The sequence below is a fragment of the Nocardia vaccinii NBRC 15922 genome, assembly GCF_001613305.1.
In the GTDB taxonomy this organism is placed as follows: domain Bacteria; phylum Actinomycetota; class Actinomycetes; order Mycobacteriales; family Mycobacteriaceae; genus Nocardia; species Nocardia vaccinii.
Map to the genome: position 1 here is coordinate 77792 of NZ_BDCC01000009.1, position 19480 is coordinate 97271.

General features: G+C 68.6%; 13 protein-coding genes and 1 pseudogene. 5 read left to right on the forward strand and 9 right to left on the reverse strand.

All coding sequences use genetic code 11. From position 1 onward, the window contains the following. Window positions 1-212 precede the first annotated feature (212 nt). Window positions 213-551, reverse strand: a complete 339-nt coding sequence (locus NV1_RS05070; RefSeq protein WP_067886019.1) for a hypothetical protein — start codon at window positions 549-551, stop codon at window positions 213-215. Then, entirely contained in the window at window positions 552-983 is a 432-nt protein-coding gene (locus NV1_RS05075; protein WP_067886021.1) for a DUF1707 SHOCT-like domain-containing protein, read from the reverse strand. Window positions 984-1158: 175 nt separating this feature from the next. Between NV1_RS05075 and NV1_RS05080 the strand changes: the two genes are divergently transcribed. Continuing rightward, window positions 1159-2562, forward strand: a complete 1404-nt coding sequence (locus NV1_RS05080) for a serine/threonine-protein kinase (RefSeq protein WP_169813288.1) — start codon at window positions 1159-1161, stop codon at window positions 2560-2562. A gap of 442 nt (window positions 2563-3004) precedes the next feature. On the opposite strand, the gene NV1_RS05085 is transcribed toward NV1_RS05080, so the two are convergent. Beyond that, entirely contained in the window at window positions 3005-4804 is a 1800-nt protein-coding gene (locus NV1_RS05085) for an acetyl/propionyl/methylcrotonyl-CoA carboxylase subunit alpha (RefSeq protein WP_067886026.1), read from the reverse strand. 100 nt (window positions 4805-4904) lie between these two features. Beyond that, window positions 4905-5821: pseudogene (locus NV1_RS05090) on the reverse strand (sulfurtransferase). Window positions 5822-5983: 162 nt separating this feature from the next. Here NV1_RS05090 and NV1_RS05095 point away from each other — a divergent pair. Beyond that, entirely contained in the window at window positions 5984-6796 is an 813-nt protein-coding gene (locus NV1_RS05095) for a helix-turn-helix transcriptional regulator (RefSeq protein ID WP_067886028.1), read from the forward strand. Here the strand turns inward: NV1_RS05095 and NV1_RS05100 are convergent. From NV1_RS05100 to NV1_RS05120, 5 genes are all read right to left on the reverse strand, one after another. After that, window positions 6701-7396 (reverse strand): Maf family protein, encoded by a 696-nt coding sequence (locus NV1_RS05100; protein ID WP_067886650.1) that lies wholly within the window; start codon window positions 7394-7396, stop codon window positions 6701-6703. The genes NV1_RS05095 and NV1_RS05100 overlap by 96 nt on opposite strands. A gap of 24 nt (window positions 7397-7420) precedes the next feature. Further along, on the reverse strand, window positions 7421-7741 hold the full coding sequence (locus tag NV1_RS05105) for an acyl-CoA carboxylase subunit epsilon (RefSeq protein WP_067886030.1): 321 nt from the start codon (window positions 7739-7741) through the stop codon (window positions 7421-7423). A 211-nt stretch (window positions 7742-7952) separates the two neighbouring features. After that, entirely contained in the window at window positions 7953-9593 is a 1641-nt protein-coding gene (locus tag NV1_RS05110) for an acyl-CoA carboxylase subunit beta (protein WP_067886032.1), read from the reverse strand. 213 nt (window positions 9594-9806) lie between these two features. Continuing rightward, on the reverse strand, window positions 9807-11147 hold the full coding sequence (lat, locus tag NV1_RS05115) for an L-lysine 6-transaminase (RefSeq protein ID WP_084525097.1): 1341 nt from the start codon (window positions 11145-11147) through the stop codon (window positions 9807-9809). A 64-nt stretch (window positions 11148-11211) separates the two neighbouring features. Next, a complete protein-coding gene (locus NV1_RS05120; protein WP_067886034.1) occupies window positions 11212-11664 on the reverse strand; it encodes an Lrp/AsnC family transcriptional regulator in 453 nt (150 codons plus the stop codon). Window positions 11665-11746: 82 nt separating this feature from the next. Here NV1_RS05120 and amaB point away from each other — a divergent pair, with 82 nt between their 5' ends. The 3 genes from amaB to NV1_RS05135 all read left to right on the forward strand — a co-directional run bounded on the left by amaB (window position 11747) and on the right by NV1_RS05135 (window position 19359). Then, complete coding sequence (amaB, locus tag NV1_RS05125; RefSeq protein WP_084525098.1) at window positions 11747-13276, forward strand: L-piperidine-6-carboxylate dehydrogenase; 1530 nt, start codon at window positions 11747-11749, stop codon at window positions 13274-13276. 209 nt (window positions 13277-13485) lie between these two features. Beyond that, the gene (locus NV1_RS05130; protein ID WP_067886656.1) at window positions 13486-18273 is read left to right on the forward strand and encodes an ATP-dependent helicase; all 4788 of its coding nucleotides are present in this window, start codon (window positions 13486-13488) and stop codon (window positions 18271-18273) included. A 336-nt stretch (window positions 18274-18609) separates the two neighbouring features. Continuing rightward, window positions 18610-19359: a DNA-formamidopyrimidine glycosylase family protein gene (locus NV1_RS05135; RefSeq protein ID WP_067886036.1), complete on the forward strand. Its 750-nt coding sequence runs from the start codon at window positions 18610-18612 to the stop codon at window positions 19357-19359. Window positions 19360-19480: the final 121 nt, after the last annotated feature.

The following is a 19480-nucleotide window of genomic DNA, read 5'->3' on the forward strand; positions in this document are numbered from 1 at the left end:
TCGAAACCGCACGCCGACAGAAACTTCGGCCGCTCTCCCGGGAGCTGTGCTGTCGCACCGCGTCAGGCATCCGCGCCGGATCGTATGCGAGCGAGCCGTGGTCGCACCGAGGCCGTCCGGCGAGGATTCGAACGGGCACGGGAACTTCATGTTGCGCTGGGCATTTCGGCCGAACCCATGCCGTGATCAGGGCACGCGATGCCGGGGAGGGCTCACGCGGGTCGCAGGCCCAGCGCGCCGGAGACGAAACGGCGGACCGCGGTCTCGCCGGTTTCCAGTGCGGCGGAGTAACCTTCGCGAGCCCAGCCCGAAAGCGAGGCCGTACCATCGGAATTCGGAGTCACCACGATCTCGGCGACGAGTTCGGCGGTGGTGGGTTCACAGACGGCCCACGAATATCCGGTCTCCTCGGCCCATTCGCGGTTGCGGTGGGCGACGTGGTCCGGATCGGTGATGCCGCCGTCGGCCAGAGCCGGGCGGTCGTCGATGCGATCGTCCGCGCGCAGGGCGCGCAGGTACCAGGCGCCCGCATTGATCTCGACGGGTTCCATCTACCGGCCCCGTCGCCGGTCGCGGCGTTCCCGGCGCTCATCGCGCCGCAGCCGGCCCTGATCCCGCCGCCCCGAGGGTCCCACCAGAATGGCGGCCACGGGGATCAGCAGGAACCACAGCCAGGTGTGGAAGGCGAAGAACAGCACCAGCGCCGCGATGACGGTGATCCCCATCACCGCACCGCGCACCTCCGCCCGGCGGCCGGGCTGCTGCTGGGGTCGTGCGGCGGGCTGTCGCGGCTGTGCGGCCGGATCGGGCAGATCGGCGAAGACCCGGACCAGATCGCCCCGGGTGACCGCCGCCGCGACCACCGCACTGCGCTCGTCGAATTCGGCGACCGAGAGTCGCCCGGCGGCGAAATGGTCGGAGAGCTGCCGCATGGCGGTCTCACGTTCCGCGGTACCGATGCGGATGTCGGGTGAATCGGCCATAGCACGAGATTAACCCCCGGCCGGCGCGGCCGTGTCACGAGCACGGAGCCGGGCGCGGAATCACATTGGCTCCGGCGCGTACGCCGGTTTAGGGTCGGACCATGTACCGGGATCGCCGCAGCTGTAGGGGACCAGCCGTCGTGGCGCACAGGGCCCGGCCCGCGCGGGGATGCTGATGGCGGGGCGGCAATTCGGCGCGTATCGACTCGATCGGCTGATCGGGCGCGGTTCGGCCGGTGAGGTCTGGCTCGCGCACGACACCGCCACCGGCCGCACGGTGGCCCTGAAGATCCTGTCCCCCGCCGCCGCGGAGGATCCGGACTACCGGCGCAGATTCGAGCGCGAGGCGAATATCGGTGCGCGCCTGGATAATCCGCATGTCGTGCCGATCCACACCTTCGGCGCGCACCAGGGTCGGCTGTATCTGGACATGGCGCACATCCCCGGTGTCGACGTCGCGCGCAAACTGCAGCTCGGCCCGATGCGAGCGCCGGAAGCGGTGGATCTCGTCGCCCAGGTCGCCCAGGCGCTCGACGCCGCACACGCCGCCGGGCTGGTCCATCGAGATGTCAAGCCCGCCAACATCATCGTGCACGCGAGCGGATTCGCGTATCTGATCGATTTCGGCATCGCCCGCATCTCGAACCAGACCACCATCACCGCAACGGGTTTCACCATCGGCACGCTGGCCTATATGGCCCCGGAACGGTTCGCGGGCGACGCCGAGCCACGCTCGGACATCTACTCCCTGGCCTGTGTGCTCTACGAATGCCTCACCGCGCGAAGGCCGTTCGGCGATACCGATCCCGTCCAGCAACTGCACGCCCACCTGCACGAGCCGCCGCCGGATATCGAATCCGTACCCGCCGCCCTCAACGAGGTGATCGCCCGCGGTATGGCCAAGAAGCCCGCGGATCGATACCGCACCGCCGGTGAGCTGGCGGCCGCCGCGCTCACCGCAATCGGTATGGCACAACCGATTCCGCGAACGCCGCCGGAACTCGAACCTCCGGGCCGGACCCGGGCGCTGCCCCCGCTCGACGGGAAGGCTCCGCAGCCGCCCGTGCACACCGTGACCGAGGCCGGCGCGCCGCCGAATCGCGGACCGCGGCCGACCCGCCCGGCCGCCGCACATCCGGCCCGTGCCGTTCCCGCCGCGGCGGGCCCCCGCCCGACCCGGGTACTCCCGGTGCCGAACCCGGGCGCCCGCGCCGAGCCGGACCCGGTCCGGGCGCCCGCGACGCACCATCCGGTGTTCACCCCCAGGGTCATCCGCGGCATCGTCGCGCTGGTCGTCCTGGCCGTCGTCGTGTTCGCGGTGATCGTGGGCTGTACCGCCCTGATGAGCGGCGGCGGCCTGCACGTGGTGAACCCCGGAACGACCACCTCCGAATCCCCCGCCATTACCTCCGAGCCACCCGCGCCGACCTCCGAACCGGGCGGACCGGCCCCGACGACCGTCCCGCAGATCCCCGGCTTCACCTTCACCTTCCGACTCCCCGCCCCCACCTTCACCATCGCCCCGGCTCCGAGCATCGTCATCCCGACCTGGCAGTGGCCACCGCCCGCGGGCCGATAACCGCTCCGCACACCGCGTTTCAACGAGCAATCGCCCGCCGCGCGGTTCTGTCTCGCAGCCGAGCGGCCGCCCGACCGGATCACTGTCATACCGACAGGAATCCGACCCGCACCGCCCGAAAGTACTGCCCCACGCGGGCTTCACGCTCGCCCTGCCGGACTACCCGTGGGCCAGACCTCGGCCTTCCCGCGCGACGCACCATCCGGCGTTCACCCTCGAGGTCATCCGCAGCATCATCGCGCTGGTCGTCCTGGGCGGCAGGGGTCGCTCAACCCACGGTGCAACTCCCGAATCCATCGAGGGAATCAATGAAAACACAAGGGGCACAACGTGTTCGGAAACGAGAAGGTCGGCGGCTTACAGCGCGAGCCGTCCCGACGCAGACCGAGGGCCCGTCCGCTCGAGTCGAGCGGACGGGCCCTCGGATGAAACCTGCTGCGGCCTACTTGATTTCGGCCAGGATGGTGCCCTGGGTGATGGCCGCGCCCGCCTCGATCGCCAGACCGGTGACGATACCGGACTTGTGGGCGTTGACCGGGTTCTCCATCTTCATGGCCTCGAGGACCACGATCAGGTCGCCCGCCTCCACGCTCTGCCCCTCGGTGACCGCGACCTTTACCACGGTGCCCTGCATCGGCGCGGTGACCGAATCACCCGAGGCCGCGGCGCCCGTGCCCGCACCACGCTTGCGCGGCTTCGGCTTCTTGCGCACCGCGCCCGCACCGTTGGTGGCGCCGGCCGCGACGCCCGCGCCCACGCTGAACTGGCCCGGCAGGGATACCTCGAGGCGACGTCCGCCGACCTCCACGACGACCTTCTGCCGCGGCTCGTCCTCGTCTTCGATCGGCTGGCCCCCGGTGTACGGCTCGATCGGGTTGTCCCAGTCGTTCTCGATCCACTTGGTGTAGACATCGAACTTCTCGCCGTCGCCGATGAACGCCGGGTTCTCCACGATGTGCCGGTGGAACGGCAGAACCGTGGCCAGGCCCTCGATCTGGTACTCGGCCAGCGCCCGCGCCGCACGCTGCAACGCCTGCTCGCGGTTCTCGCCGGTCACGATCAGCTTGGCGAGCATCGAGTCGAACTGACCGCCGATGACGCTGCCCGCGACCACGCCGGAATCCACGCGCACGCCGGGGCCGGTGGGCTCCTTGTAGACGGTCACCGGGCCCGGGGCGGGCAGGAAGTTGCGGCCCGCGTCCTCACCGTTGATCCGGAACTCGAACGAGTGCCCGCGCGGGGTCGGATCCTCGGTGACCGAAAGCTCGTAGCCCTCGGCGATCCGGAACTGCTGACGCACCAGGTCCAGTCCGGAGGTCTCCTCGGTCACCGGGTGCTCGACCTGCAGTCGAGTGTTCACCTCGAGGAAGGACACCGTCTCGCCCTGCACCAGGTATTCCACAGTGCCGGCGCCGTAGTAACCGGCCTCCTTGCAGATCCGCTTGGCGGACTCGTGGATCTTCGCGCGCACCTCGTCGGTCAGGAACGGCGCGGGGGCCTCCTCGACCAGCTTCTGGAACCGCCGCTGCAGCGAGCAGTCGCGCGTGCCGGCCACCACGACGTTGCCGTGCTTGTCGGCGATCACCTGCGCCTCGACGTGCCGCGCCTTGTCCAGGTACTGCTCCACGAAGCATTCGCCACGCCCGAACGCCGCGGTCGCCTCACGCGTCGCGGACTCGAACAGCTCGGGAATCTCCTCGATGGTGTGCGCGACCTTCATCCCGCGCCCGCCACCGCCGAAAGCGGCCTTGATCGCGACCGGAACGCCGTACTGCTTCGCGAACTCCACGACCTCGGTGGCGTCCTTCACCGGGTCCTTGGTGCCCGCGGCCATCGGCGCCTTCGCCCGCTCGGCGATGTGCCGGGCGGTGACCTTGTCACCCAGATCCCGGATCGACTGCGGCGACGGGCCGATCCAGATCAGGCCCGCATCCAGCACCGCCTGCGCGAAATCGGCGTTCTCGGACAGGAATCCGTATCCGGGGTGGATCGCGTCGGCGCCGGCCTTGGCGGCCGCGTCGAGGATCTTCTCGAACACCAGGTACGACTCGGCCGAAGTCTGCCCACCCAGGGCGAACGCCTCGTCAGCCAGCTTCACGAACGGCGCATCGGCATCCGGCTCCGCGTACACCGCGACACTGGCGATTCCGGCATCCCTGGCGGCCCGGATCACGCGCACGGCAATCTCGCCCCGGTTCGCTACAAGGACTTTGGTGATCTGCGCGTTGGCATGGTTGGGCACTGAGCCTCCTGTGCTCTGAATACTTTCGTCTCGGGCGAGTGTAGGCACTCTGCCAATAGAACCCGAACCCGGGAGGCACTACCGAACAGTAGGAGCGTGCTCAGATCCCGGGCGCCACGGCCTTGTCCGGCATCGATACGACCTGCCCGGGTGCAGCCCCCTTGACGATGGGCGTACGGACGGAATTCCCCATTCGGTCCACGAGCCGTCGTAGTTTCGCACATTCGCCGTCCCGAGCAGAAATGTGAGCACGAACCAGGTGTGCGCGGCCCGCTCGCCGATGCGGCAGTAGACGATCGTCTCCTCCTCGGCGGGGATCTGCGCGTATATCCGGCTCAGTTCCGCTCGGGACCGGAATCGTCCGTCCGCGCCGACCGCCGAGTTCCACGGGATGCTCACCGCCGTCGGGATGTGCCCGGCGCGCAGCGCCTGTTCGTCCGGCCGGTCACGAATCCGGTCGAGTTCGCCGGAGTACTCCTCGGCCGTGCGCACATCGATCAGCGGACGGCCCGGATGCCGGCGCACATCGTCCAGGAAGGCCCGAGCCCGGCTGTCGTCCCGCTCGACGACCGGATACTCGTTCAGCCCCGCGGGAGGCACCTCGAAGGTGGTGTCCCGCGCCTCGGAGATCCAGGCGTCGCGCCCGCCGTCCAGCAGGCGCACATCGGTGTGACCGAACAGGGTGAAGGCCCACATCGTGGCAGCTGCGGTGCCATTGCCCTTGTCTCCGTAGACAACCACGGTATCTTCACGCAAAATACCCTTCGCCCGCATCAGTTCGGCGAAACGCTCACCATCCACGACATCGCGGGTCAGCGGATCGGTAAGCTCGGCGCGCCAGTCGACCTTGATGGCACCTGGCACATGCCCGATGTCGTAGAGCAGAACGTCGTCGTCGGACTCGACGATCTTGAGCCCCGGCGCGCCGATGTTTGCCGACAGCCACTGCGTGGTTACCAGTCGGTGCGGGTACGCGTAAGAGCCGAACGAAGGATGAGGGTCCGAGGCGACGGGCACGGTAGTTGGTCCTTCAGACGTGATAGACGGTGGTCGAGCGGTTCCGTTTCCGATGGTAAGCGCGAAGCCTTACAACAACTGGTCCGCCAGTCGCGAATCGGATGAATGAGCGAATAAGTCGCAGCCTCATCCGATAAAGTCTCCCGGGAGGAGGGGTGAGCTATGTCCGATTCTTGGCCGCGACGGCGTCTGCTCGCGATCCTACGCGGCGCCGGCGAGCCTCTCGATGCCCAGCAACTGGCCAGGGTCACCGGGCAGCACGTCACGACGGTGCGATTCCACCTCGACGTGCTGACGCGAGAGTCGCTCGTGCGGCAGTTCCAGCAACCGCCGCGGGGTCGCGGTCGCCCGCGGATCGGATACAGCGCTGTCCAGCGATCGGTCGGTTATCAGGATCTCGCTCAGGTGCTCGCCGATCAGCTCGGCAGTGATCCGCGTCGGCGCACGGAGGCCGCCATGGCCGCCGGACGCGCATGGGGCTCGAAGCTGGAGACGCTCGAGCAGCCGATCGAGAATCTCGAGGACGCCCGAAACCTGATCGTCACCGCGATGTCCGAACTCGGCTTCGCACCCGAGCGCGAGACCGGCCCCGAACCCGACGAGCAGGCGCTGATCCGAATGACCGGCTGCCCGCTGCGGGAACTGGCCCGCACTCATTCGGAGGTGGTGTGCGGTGTGCACATGGGCCTGCTGCGCGAGGCGCTGGACCGCAACGGCGCACACGACACGGTGAACGTGCGGCTGCACCCCTTCGTGGGGCCCGAACTGTGTGTGGCGCGCCTGGAAGCGGTCAAGGATTCGCTGGTGCCCGATCCCGCCACGATGCCGGACGCGCCGGCGGGTGCGGCGACCGAGCCGAGGATCGCCGCGGCGACCCCGTCAGCCAGCCGCGTCGGCCCGCAGTTGCGCCCCACCGACCCACAGCTGCGTCACGGCGACGCCCACGTCGGCAAGCAGTCGACGAACCAGCGGTAGCCCGATTCCGATGACGCTGGACGGATCGCCGTCGATGCGATCCACGAACCAGCCGCCGCGCCCGTCCAGGGTGAACGCCCCCGCCACCTGTAACGGTTCGCCGGTGGCGATGTAGGCGTCCAGTTCGGCGGCGGCCGGCGTGGCGAAATGCACCGTGGTGCCGGTGCAGTCCGCCGACTCGGCAACGATCCGCGCCTGGCGCACCCGCAACACGCAGTGCCCGGTCAGCAGATCGGCACTGTGCCCGGCCATCCCGGCCCAACGCTCGAGCGCCACCTCGGGGGTCAGCGGTTTGCCCTGCAGCCGACCGTCGACCAGCAGCATCGAATCACACCCCACGACAACGCAATCGGCGACGACGTCGGCCTGTTCGGTGATCAGCGCGGCGGCCACCGCCTCGGCCTTGGCCCGCGCGAGGGCGCAGACCACGCCTTCGGGGGAGGTACCAGCGGGCAGGGCGGCCGCCACGGCGTCCTCGTCCACCTGCGAGACTCGCACCATCGGGTCCAGGCCCGCCGATCGCAGTACCTGCAGGCGGGCGGGCGAGGCCGACCCTAGTACGAATCCGGGCCCGTCCGTCTCCGGACCACCAGCCCTCATGGAATCGCTCCGCGATGCTCCCATTCAGTCGCGCAGATGCGACAGGAAGGGGAAAGCGTACGGCGAGAACGGCATAGCGCCGCGGTGCATCATGGTCGGCTTGCCCCACAGATCCACCGGTCCGGACTGCGCGGGCGCGGCGGAGGCGGAATTCGCGGCGGCCGCGAAGACACACACGAGGGCGGCGATCTCCGCGTCGGTGGGTGAGCCCTTCAGGATCCGGATATCCGGCCCCGCGCTCGGTTCGGACTCGGCGGCCACCGGCTCGACCGCGTCGACGACCTCGTCGACCGACAGTGCCAATTCAGCAGCGCGAAGGACCTCTTCATCAGCCACAGCCGTCACAGCGCCAGCTCCTCCTGTTTTCTGTGCCCGGCCTCCGAAAGGCCGGACGTCCGGGGGTTCGAAATTCTTCCGGAACCCTCGAACGGTATTCGCCGCGGCTCCCGTTTTCTCGACAGCCGCTCTTTCCATCTTTGCTCGGATGAGCCGCTCGCGCGGCGAGTGTAGGACGTCTCACAGCAAGTCTGCGCCCCGCACTGGACATATCGTCGAATCAGAGCGGAATGTTGCCGTGCTTTTTCGGCGGCAGTGCGACCATCTTTCGTTCCAGAAGTCGCAGTGCCGAAACAATTTGACCGCGGGTGTGCGAGGGCGGAATGACCGCGTCGACGTAACCGCGCTCGGCGGCCACGTACGGGTTCACCAGCGTGTCCTCGTACTCGTTCTGCAGCTCGAGGCGCAGCGCCTCGACATCGGCGCCCTCGGCGGCGGCCTGCTGCAACTTCTTGCGGTACACGAAACCGACCGCACCCGAGGCGCCCATGACCGCGATCTGCGCGGTCGGCCACGCCAGGTTGACGTCCGCACCCATGTGCTTGGACCCCATCACGTCGTACGCGCCGCCGTACGCCTTGCGGGTGATGACGGTGATCTTGCCGACCGTCGCCTCGCCGTACGCGTACAGCAGCTTCGCGCCACGACGGATGATGCCGTTGTACTCCTGATCGGTACCCGGCAGGAAGCCCGGGACGTCGACCAGGGTGATGATCGGAATGTTGAACGCATCGCAGGTGCGCACGAAACGCGCGGCCTTCTCCGAGGCGTCGATGTCCAGGCAGCCGGCGAAGTAGGTCGGCTGATTCGCCACGAAGCCGACGCTGCGGCCGTCGATCCGGGCGAACCCGATGATGACGTTCTGCGCGCGCTCGGCCTGCACCTCGAGGAATTCGTCGTCGTCGACCAGACGACGAATCACCTCGTGCATGTCGTATGGCTGATTCGGCGAGTCCGGCACCAGCGTGTCGAGCTCGATGTCCTCCTCGGTCAGCGAATCCTCGATCGCGCCGTCGACCGGATCGGTGGGCGCGAAGCGCGGGGCCTCGGCGCGGTTGTTGCTGGGCAGGTAGCTCAGCAGATCCTTGACGTAGTCCAGCGCGTCCTGCTCGCCCGAGGCGACGTAGTGCGCGGTACCCGCCTTCACCATGTGGGTGTGCGCGCCGCCCAACTCCTCCATGGTGACCTCTTCACCGGTGACGGTCTTGATCACGTCGGGGCCGGTGATGAACATCTGGCTGGTCTGATCGACCATGACGACGAAGTCGGTCAGCGCCGGGGAGTACACGTGCCCGCCCGCGGCCGCGCCCATGATCAGCGAGATCTGCGGAATCACGCCCGATGCCTGGATGTTGCGGTGGAAGATCTCGCCGTACAGGCCGAGCGAGACCACGCCCTCCTGGATGCGGGCGCCCGCGCCGTCGTTGATGCCGATCAGCGGGCGGCCGGTCTTGATGGCCAGATCCATCACCTTGACGATCTTCTCGCCGTAGACCTCGCCGAGCGACCCGCCGAAGACGGTGACGTCCTGGGAGAAGATGCACACGTCGCGGCCGTCGATGGTGCCGTAACCGGTCACCACGCCGTCGCCGAGCGGGCGGTTGTTCTCCAGGCCGAAGTTGACGCTGCGGTGCCGGGCCAGCGCGTCCATCTCCACGAACGAGCCCTCGTCCAGCAGGGCCAGAATCCGCTCGCGCGCGGTCATCTTGCCCTTGGCGTGCACCTTGTCGACGGCGGCCTCACCCATGGGGTGCTTGGCCTCTTCCAGCCGATTGCGCAGATCAGCCAGCTTGCCAGCGGTGGTGTGAATATCAGGGGCGCCCGCCGACCCCGGCGTTGGCTGCTGCTGGACACTCGTCATGTTCCGGAGTGTAGCCAGTACCAGTGCCGCACGGAATTCCAGTAGGGGCTACTGATGGGTACCCTTATTGACTGTTCGCCAGTCGAAAACCCCTGATGAAATGCGGTGAGATAGATCGAAAGCCGCTCCGTGAAGCCGGTAGAAAGTCACAATCGAGCCCCGCGGATGCCACCGGACGGTCGGTAGGTACGGCGACGTCGCCGCAACCGGAGTTCAGCTCAGCACTCGATCCATCGCGTCGACGGCGCTGTCGAGTTCATCGACGGTGACGGTCAGGGGCGGGCGGAACCGGATCCCGCGATCGCCGGTACCCAGCAGCAGGACGTGCTCGTCTTCGCGCAGCCGCGTGAGAACCTCATCGCGCAGCTGGGCCGAATCCAGCGTGATCGCACACAGCAGGCCGCGTCCGCGCGGATCGCTCAGCCGCAACCGATGCCTGTCCGCCAGCGCGACGAGCCGGTCGAGCAGATGGGCGCCGAGCCGGGCCGCGCGTTCGGCCAGGCCGTCGCGCTCGAACACCTCGAGGATGCGGCGCGCACGCACCATATCGGCGAGATTGCCGCCCCAGGTGGAGTTCAGCCGCGAACTCGTCGCGAAGACGTGGTCGGGGACCTCCTCGATACGGCCGCCCGCCATGATCCCGCAGACCTGGGTCTTCTTACCGAAAGCGACGATATCCGGCGCGAGACCGAGTTGTTCGTACGCCCAGCGGGCGCCCGTGGCCCCGACGCCGGTCTGCACCTCGTCCAGTACGAACAGCGCATCGAATTCGCGGCACATCGCCTGCATCGCCCGCAGGAAGCGGGGCCGCATATGCCGGTCGCCGCCCTCGCCCTGGATCGGTTCGGCCAGGAAACAGGCGATATCGTGCGGATTCTCGGTGAAGGCGGCGCGCGCCTGTGCGAGCGCGTGCCGCTCGGCGGCCTCGATGTCCACATCGGGAGCCAGGTACGGGGTATCGATTCGCGGCCAAGCGAATTTCGGGAAGCGAGCGATCTTGACCGGCTCGGTGTTGGTCAGCGACATCGTATATCCCGAACGCCCGTGGAAAGCTCCGGTCAGGTGGAGCACCTTCGTGCCGAGATCCGCTGCGCGCCCGTGCGTTTCGTTGTGCCGGCTCTTCCAGTCGAAGGCCGCCTTGAGCGCGTTCTCCACCGCGAGCGCGCCACCGTCGATGAAGAACAGATGCGGCAGTGCGGGATCGCCGAGTACGCGGGCGAAAGTGTCCACGAAACGGGCCATTTCGACGGTGTACACATCGGAGTTGCTGGGTTTGTTCATCGCGGCGGTGAGCAGCTCGCCCCGGAAGCGCTCGTCCTCGACCAGGGCGGGGTGGTTCATCCCCAGGGCCGAGGAGGCGAAGAATCCGAACATGTCCAGATAGGCCGTGCCGTCGCGGGCGTCGACGAGTCGGCGGCCGTGCGATCGAGCCGGGTCCAGCACCAGGTCGAAGCCGTCGGCCAGGATGTTCGCGCGCAGAATCTCGTGCACCTTTTCGGGGGTGACCTGCGGCGCGTCAGCAACCACCCCGGGGCGCTCCAATTCGAGGGTCACCCCTCAAGATTACGGAAACTTTTACGCAATCTCTACAGACTTCCGTAGAAGTTACGATCGGAGATCATCTGTCATAGAATGTCTGCAGAATGATGGTGCTTCGTGTCCGGACGTTGGCCGTCGCGCGGATCTCTTGCAACAACTGCTCCAGATGCCGGGGGGAGGCCACCCGCACCAGCAGGATGTAGCTCTCCTCGCCGGCCACCGAATGACACGCCTCGATACCCGGGACGTGCCGGAGCAGGGCGGGGGCTTCATCGGGCTGGGACGGGTCGAGAGGAGTGATCGCGACGAATGCCGACAGCAGTTGCCCCAGCGCCTCCGGATCGATCTTCGCGGTGTATCCCTGGATCACGCCCCGCGCCTCGAGGCGGCGCACCCGCGACTGCACTGCGGACACCGACAAGTTCGCCTTCTCCGCCAGGTTGGACAGCGTGGCGCGGCCGTCCTCGGTCAGCTCGCGGATCAATAGTCGATCGATCTCGTCCAGAACAGGTTTCGCCGATGCATCCGCCATCAGCGAAGGCTAACGCAGCGATTCGGACTCGTGGCCGGAACCGCGGCCGCCGCCCTACACCCGCACCCTTACGGAGGTACCCATGACACGTGCCGCATCGGTCGTCGGCGATCCGGCCGCACACGCCGAAGGACTCCTGCTGAGCATGGGCGTCACCCTGCCCGCGCCCGGTGCGCTGGTGGCGCGCACACCGATCACCGGCGGGACGCTGACCACCCTCGCACCGAGTGACGATGCGGCGGTCGAGGCCGCGATCGACAAGGCCGCCACCGCATTTCACACCTGGCGCACGGTGCCCGCGGCACAGCGGGCCGCGGTGGTGCGGCGGCTGGGCGAACTACTGCGGGAGAACCTGCGCGAGCTGGGCGAACTCGTCACCCTGGAGGCGGGCAAGATCGGCGCGGAAGCGCGCGGCGAGGTGCAGGAGATGATCGACGTCTGCGAGTTCGCCGTGGGCCTGTCCCGGCAACTGTACGGACGCACCATGACCTCCGAGCGTCCCGGACACCGCCTCATGGAGACCTGGCACCCGCTCGGCGTCGTCGGGGTGCTCTCGGCGTTCAACTTTCCGGTGGCGGTCTGGTCGTGGAATACCGCGATCGCCCTGGTCTGTGGTGACACCGTGGTCTGGAAGCCCTCGGAGACAACGCCTTTGACCGCACTGGCCGGTCATGCGCTGATCCGGCGCGCGGCCGCCGACGTAGGCGCGGACCCGGAGATCCATCAGCTGATCCAGGGCGCGGCCGACGTCGGGCAACGCCTGGTGGACGACGAGCGGGTCGCACTGGTCAGCGCGACGGGATCGGTGCGGATGGGCCGCACCGTGGGCCCCCGGGTGGCGGCCCGGTTCGGACGCTGCCTGCTGGAACTGGGCGGGAACAACGCGGCGATCGTCGCCCCGTCGGCAGATCTGGAATTGACTACGCGCGCCGTGGTTTTCGCCGCCGCGGGCACCGCGGGGCAGCGCTGCACCACGTTGCGGCGGGTGATCGCGCACACGGACGTCGTCGGCCCGCTGACCGACCGGCTGTGCCGTGCGTATCACCAACTGCGCGTGGGAGATCCACTGGAGGACGGCGTACTGGTCGGGCCGCTGATCAGCGGCCGGGCCTACACGTCGATGCAGGACGCACTCGCCCGCGCTCTCGCCGACGGCGGCGAATTGCTCTGCGGCGGTGAGCGTGTCATGGTCAACGGCGAGGAGTCCTATTATGTGCGCCCGGCGATCGTGCGGATGCCCGCGCAGACCGAGGTGGTGCGCGAGGAGACCTTCGCGCCCATCCTGTACCTGCTCACCTACGACGAGTTCGACGACGCGATCGCCCTGCACAACCAGGTTCCCCAGGGTCTGTCTTCCGCGGTGTTCACTCGCGACCAGCGCGAGGCGGAGCGATTCCTCGCCGCCGACGGCTCCGACTGCGGCATAGCCAACGTCAACATCGGCACCTCGGGGGCGGAGATCGGCGGTGCGTTCGGCGGCGAGAAGCAGACCGGCGGTGGTCGCGAATCCGGCTCGGACTCGTGGAAGGCGTACATGCGCCGTGCCACCAACACGATCAACTACTCCACCGAGCTGCCCCTGGCGCAGGGCATCGAGTTCTCCGCCGGGTAGTTCTGCCGACCTTCGGCGTGCCCCGGCGCACGGCGCAGGCGTCGGAGGGTCCGGAACAAACCGCCGTCGACCAGTACCTGAGCGCCGTTGATGTGACCCGCGGCCGGACTGGCCAGGAATACGCACAGCCCGGGAGATCCTTCACGCCGGGGCGCAGGGTGCCGGCCGAGGCGCGGGCTCGTGTCGGTGCCGGGGTGCAGACTGTGCGCATGGACCAGTTCTCCCTACCTACGCAGGAGTGGTTCGACGGCGCCTTCGCCGCGCCGACGGCCGCTCAGCTGGGTGCGTGGCGGGCGATCGCCGCCGGGGAGCACACGCTGGTCATCGCGCCGACCGGGTCGGGCAAGACGTTGTCGGCATTTCTGTGGGCGATCGACCAGCTCGCGGCGCGGCCCCCGGCGCGGGAGGTCGGCGGCACCAGTGTGTTGTACATCTCACCGCTCAAGGCGCTGGCAGTGGATGTGGAGCGCAATCTGCGATCACCGCTGGTCGGGGTGACCCAGACCGCCAAGCGGCTCGGGCTGCCCGCGCCCGAGATCAGCGTGGGGGTGCGCTCGGGCGATACCACCGCGGCCGCGCGCAGATCGTTGCAGCGCACCCCACCGGACATTCTGATCACCACTCCCGAGTCACTGTTCCTGATGCTCACTTCGGCCACGCGGGAGACGCTGCGTTCGGTGCACACCGTCATCGTGGACGAGATACACGCCATCGCGGGCTCCAAACGAGGTGCGCACCTGGCACTTTCACTGGCCCGGTTGGACGGGCTGACCGAGCGGCCCGCCCAGCGGATCGGCCTGTCCGCCACGGTCCGGCCGCCGGAGGAGATCGGCCGGTTCCTGGTCGGCGGCGCACCCATAACCATCGTCGCCCCGCCCGCGCCGAAGACCTTCGATCTGTCGGTGCGGGTCCCGGTGGCGGATATGACCGAGCCGGACCCGGCGGGTGATTCGGATCAGCCCGGCTCGATCTGGCCGCACGTCGATTCGGCCATCGTGGATCTCGTTCTGGCACACCGGTCCTCGATCGTCTTCGCCAATTCACGGCGGCTGGCCGAACGGCTCACCGCCCGCTTGAACGAGACATATGCCGAACGGATCGGCGGGAGTTCCGCGGACTCCGGGCCCGCACCCGAGCCCGCCCGGCGCACTCCGGCGCTGCTGGGCTCGACCTCGGACGTCAATCACGGCAGTACGTCGCTGCTGGCTCGTGCGCATCACGGGTCGGTGAGCAAGGAGCAGCGCGCCATCATCGAGGACGACCTCAAGACCGGCCGGCTACGCTGCGTGGTCGCCACGAGCAGTCTCGAACTCGGCATCGATATGGGTGCGGTCGATCTGGTGGTGCAGGTGGAGGCGCCGCCCTCGGTGGCGAGCGGCTTACAGCGGGTCGGGCGGGCCGGACACCAGGTCGGCGAGATCTCCCGCGGCGTGATCTTCCCCAAGCATCGCACCGATGTGATCCACTGCGCGGTCGCCTCGATGCGGATGACGGCCGGGCAGATCGAACAGCTGCGGATTCCCGCGCATCCGCTGGACATCCTGGCCCAGCAGACCGTCGCGGCCTGCGCCCTGGACCCGATCGACGTCGATACCTGGTTCGACATCGTCCGGGGCACGGGAAGCTATGCGACACTGCCGCGTTCGGCCTACGAGTCGGTGCTGGACCTGCTGTCCGGGCGCTATCCCTCGGATGAATTCGCCGAGCTGCGCCCGCGCGTGGTGTGGGACCGCGACGCGGGCACACTGACCGGGCGTCCGGGGGCACAGCGCCTGGCCGTCACCTCCGGCGGCGCGATTCCGGACCGCGGCCTGTTCCCGGTGTTCATGGTGGGCGAGAAGGCTTCTCGCGTCGGCGAGCTCGACGAGGAGATGGTCTACGAGTCCCGCGTCGGCGACGTCTTCGCCCTCGGCGCGACGAGTTGGCGCATCGAGGAGATCACCCACGATCGCGTCCTGGTCACCCCTGCCTTCGGCCTCCCGGGCCGGCTTCCCTTCTGGCACGGCGATTCTCTCGGCCGCCCCGCCGAATTGGGCAGGGCCCTGGGTGAATTCGTGCGGACCGCGGGTCAGGCGATCGAGCGCGCGACTTCGGCCAGGATCGATGCACTACTCGACGCAGCGATATCGCCGGACGGCGGTGCGCCGACCGATTCGCAACGCGAGCGGGCTGGGGCGAGCGACGATCAGGGGCGCATTCCGTCCCGCCGCGCGAGCCGAGGCGTCCGCGATATCGACGAATTCGGCGATATCGCGCACAGCGCGGGGCTCGACGATTTCGCGACCGCCAATCTGGTTGCGCTGCTGCGGGATCAGCGGTCCGCGACGGGGCATCTGCCGACCGATCGAACGTTGCTGGTCGAGCGGTTCCGGGACGAGCTCGGTGATTGGCGGGTGGTCCTGCATTCGCCGTACGGACTGCCGGTGCACGCGCCGTGGGCGTTGGCGGTGGGTGCGCGGCTGCGTGAGCGTTTCGGGGTGGACGCCGCGCCGCAGGCCTCGGACGACGGGATCGTGGTGCGCCTGCCCGACACCACCGACGACCCGCCGGGTGCGGATCTGTTCGTCTTCGAACCGGACGAGATCGACGACGTGGTGACCGAACAGGTCGGCGGCTCGGCGCTGTTCGCGTCCCGGTTCCGGGAGTGCGCGGCGCGGGCGCTGTTGCTGCCGCGCCGCGATCCGGGCCGCCGCGCACCGCTGTGGCAGCAGCGCCAACGCGCGGCGCAACTGCTGGATGTGGCGCGCAAATTCCCGGATTTTCCGATCCTGCTGGAGACCGCGCGCGAATGTCTGCAGGACGTCTACGATCTGTTCTCCCTGCGCGAACTGCAGACCGGCATCGCTCACCGCAAGCTGCGACTGGTCGAGGTCGAGACCGCCACTCCCTCGCCGTTCGCCAACGCCCTGCTGTTCGACTACATCGCCCAGTTCATGTACGAGGGCGACAGTCCATTGGCCGAACGGCGTGCCGCGGCGCTGTCACTGGACTCGGGCCTGCTCGCCGAACTGCTCGGCCGGGTGGAACTACGGGAACTGCTCGACGCCGGGGTACTCGAACTCACCGAACGCGAATTGCAGCGCCTGACACCCGAACGCCAGGCCCGCGACGCCGAGGCGCTGGCTGATCTGCTGCGTCTGCTGGGCCCGCTGACCCCGGCCGAGGCGGCGCTGCGATGTACCGCCGATCCCGGACCGTGGTTCGCCGAACTCGCCGAAGCCCGTCGCGCCCTCGCGGTTTCGTATGCCGGACAGCAGTGGTGGGTTGCGATCGAGGATGCCGCACGGCTGCGCGACGCGCTGGGTGTACCGCTGCCGATCGGGGTTCCGGCGGCGTTCGTCGAGCCGGTCGCCGATCCCCTCGGCGATCTGGTCGGCCGGTACGCGCGCACGCACGGCCCGTTCGAGTTGGCGGCACTGTCCCGCCGATTCGGTATCGGCCCGGCCGTCGCGGCGACCGCCCTGCATCGGCTCGCCGCCGAAAAGCGGGTCGTGGAGGGCGAATTCACCCCCGGCTCGGCCGGTACGGAATGGTGCGACACCCAGGTGCTGCGCCGGTTGCGGCGGCGCTCGCTGGCCGCGGCGCGCAAGGAGATCGAACCCGTGGCGACCACCGCGTTCGCCCGGTTCCTGCCCGCCTGGCAGCAGGTGAGCACCGGCCAGTTGCGCGGCGTCGACGGTGTGGCTTCGGTCGTGGAACAGCTTGCGGGCGTGCCGATTCCGGCCTCGGCATGGGAGTCCCTGATCTTCCCCGCCCGAGTGCGCGACTATTCGCCCGCCATGCTGGACGAGCTGATGTCCACCGGCGAGGTCATCTGGTCCGGCCACGGCTCCCTCACCGCCAAGGACGGCTGGATCGCCCTGCATCCCGCCGAGCATGCCGCCCTGACCCTCCCTCCGCCCGACGACATCGACCTCACCGAAACCCAGACCCAACTCCTGCTCGCTCTCGGTGCCACCGTCATCTCGCAAGCGGCCGAAACGCCTTCGGAGGACGATTCACGTTCACCGGACGAACCGCTCACCGACAGCAGCGGATCGGCACGAGTGGTCCCATCGGCGGGCGGGGCGTATTTCTTCCGGCAGCTCTCCGATGCCACCGGACTGCTCGATGACGCGGCGGTGGCCGCGGCGCTGTGGGAGCTGGTGTGGGCCGGACACGTCGCGGGTGACACGTTCGCGCCGGTGCGCGCGCTGCTGTCGGGGACCACGCGCAGCACCACCACGCATCGTGCGCCCCGGCGCACGCCGCGGGGACGGATGTATCTGCCGCGGGCGAATATGCCGACCCGCACGGGTCCGCCGACGGTCGCCGGACGTTGGTCGCTGTTGCCGGAGCGCCTGGTGGACAACACGATTCGCGCACATGCCACGGCCGATCTGCTGTTGGAGCGGTACGGGGTGCTGACCCGGGGATCGGTTCAGGGCGAACAGGTTCCGGGCGGCTTCGCACTGATGTATCGCGTGCTCACCGAATTCGAGGACCGCGGCCGCTGTCGACGCGGTTATTTCATCGATTCGCTCGGCGGCGCACAGTTCTCCACGACCGACGTGGTGGACCGGTTGCGCTCCTTCGACACCGAGCGATCCGCCGAATCCGAACGCGCACAACATACTTCGGACACATCCCTGGCTCTTGCCGCCTGCGACCCGGCCAACCCCTACGGCGCGGCGCTGCCCTGGCCGAAGGGGACGGCCGAGGGCGCGGGACACCGTCCCGGGCGCAAGGCCGGGGCCCTTGTCGTCCTCGTCGACGGCGAACTCACCCTCTACCTCGAACGCGGCGGCAAGACCCTGCTGACCTTCACCGAGGACCCACACCGCCGCACCCACGCCGCCGCGGCACTGGCCGCGCTGGTCCACGACCACCACATCGACTCACTGGTCGTGGAGCGCGTCGACGGGGAATCCGTACACGGCAACACGTTCGCCGCCTTCCTGACCGAAGCCGGTTTCGCCGCCACCCCGCGCGGTTTCCGTCTACGGAGCAGGCCGTGAGTGGCCGAGGCCGGGCGACCCACCCGCTCGCACAACGTGAGCCCGGGTCGCGGCCTGCGCGAAGGCCGAACCGTCCGAGCATCGTGGTGCGCCCGGCACCGGAACTCGTGACGAGACCCGAGCACGCGGTGCGTCCGGGCCGCACAACGAGGCCGGGCGACCGGGACAGGCCTCGACGCCCACGAACGGCGAGCCCTACGACGCGGCGAACACGTTCGACAGCGCCGCGACATCCGCACGGATCGGAACCACCATGTGGTCTCGGCCGCTTTGCGCGTCACGCTTATCCGCGGGCGCCGAGGCATAGCGAAGGCCGATCACCGGCGGGAGACCACGATGCCCGAGGGTGACACCGTTTTCCGCGCCGCGGCGAGACTGCGCACGGCATTGGCCGGAAAGACGTTGGTGCGCAGCGATTTCCGGGTGCCGCGGTATGCGACGCTGGATCTGGCGGGACAGCCGGTGCAGGAGGTCGGCAGTTACGGCAAACATCTGTTCGTGCGAACCCCGACGGTCAGCGTTCACACCCATCTGAAGATGGAGGGCACGTGGCGCGTGTTCGCACCCGGTCAACGCTGGACCAAACCGGCGTTCACCGCCCGGCTGATCCTGGCCACCGCCGAGGCCGAGGCCGTGGGCTTCGCGCTGGGAACCGTGGAAGTGCTGCGCCGCGACCAGGAACACACCGTCCTGGACCGGCTCGGCCCGGATCTACTGGGCCCGAATTGGGATGCGGCCGAAGCGGTTCGCCGACTGATCGCGGAGCCGGATCGCCCGATCGGGCTGGCGCTGCTCGACCAGCGCAACCTGGCCGGGATCGGCAATATCTACCGCAGCGAGATCTGCTTCATCGAACGCGTCGACCCGCGCCGCCCGGTCGGATCGGTACCCGATCTGCCCGCCCTGGTCGATCGGGCGCATCGAGTGCTGCACAGCGCCGCACACGATCCCCCCTGGCGGCCGTACGTCTACCGCCGCCACCGGCAACCGTGCCGCCGATGCGGCACCAACCTGACCCTGACCCTCATCGGCGAGGGACCGGACAGCGAGCGCGCGATCTACTTCTGCACCGGCTGCCAGGAGTGACCCCGGACTCGCACAACTTTCCCGCGACGCGCCCGCCCACTACGCAGTGGCGTTTGCCACTCAATAGCTAATATCTCGTTCCGGCCAACCGACATCACTGTCGATGGGAAAACACGAGACA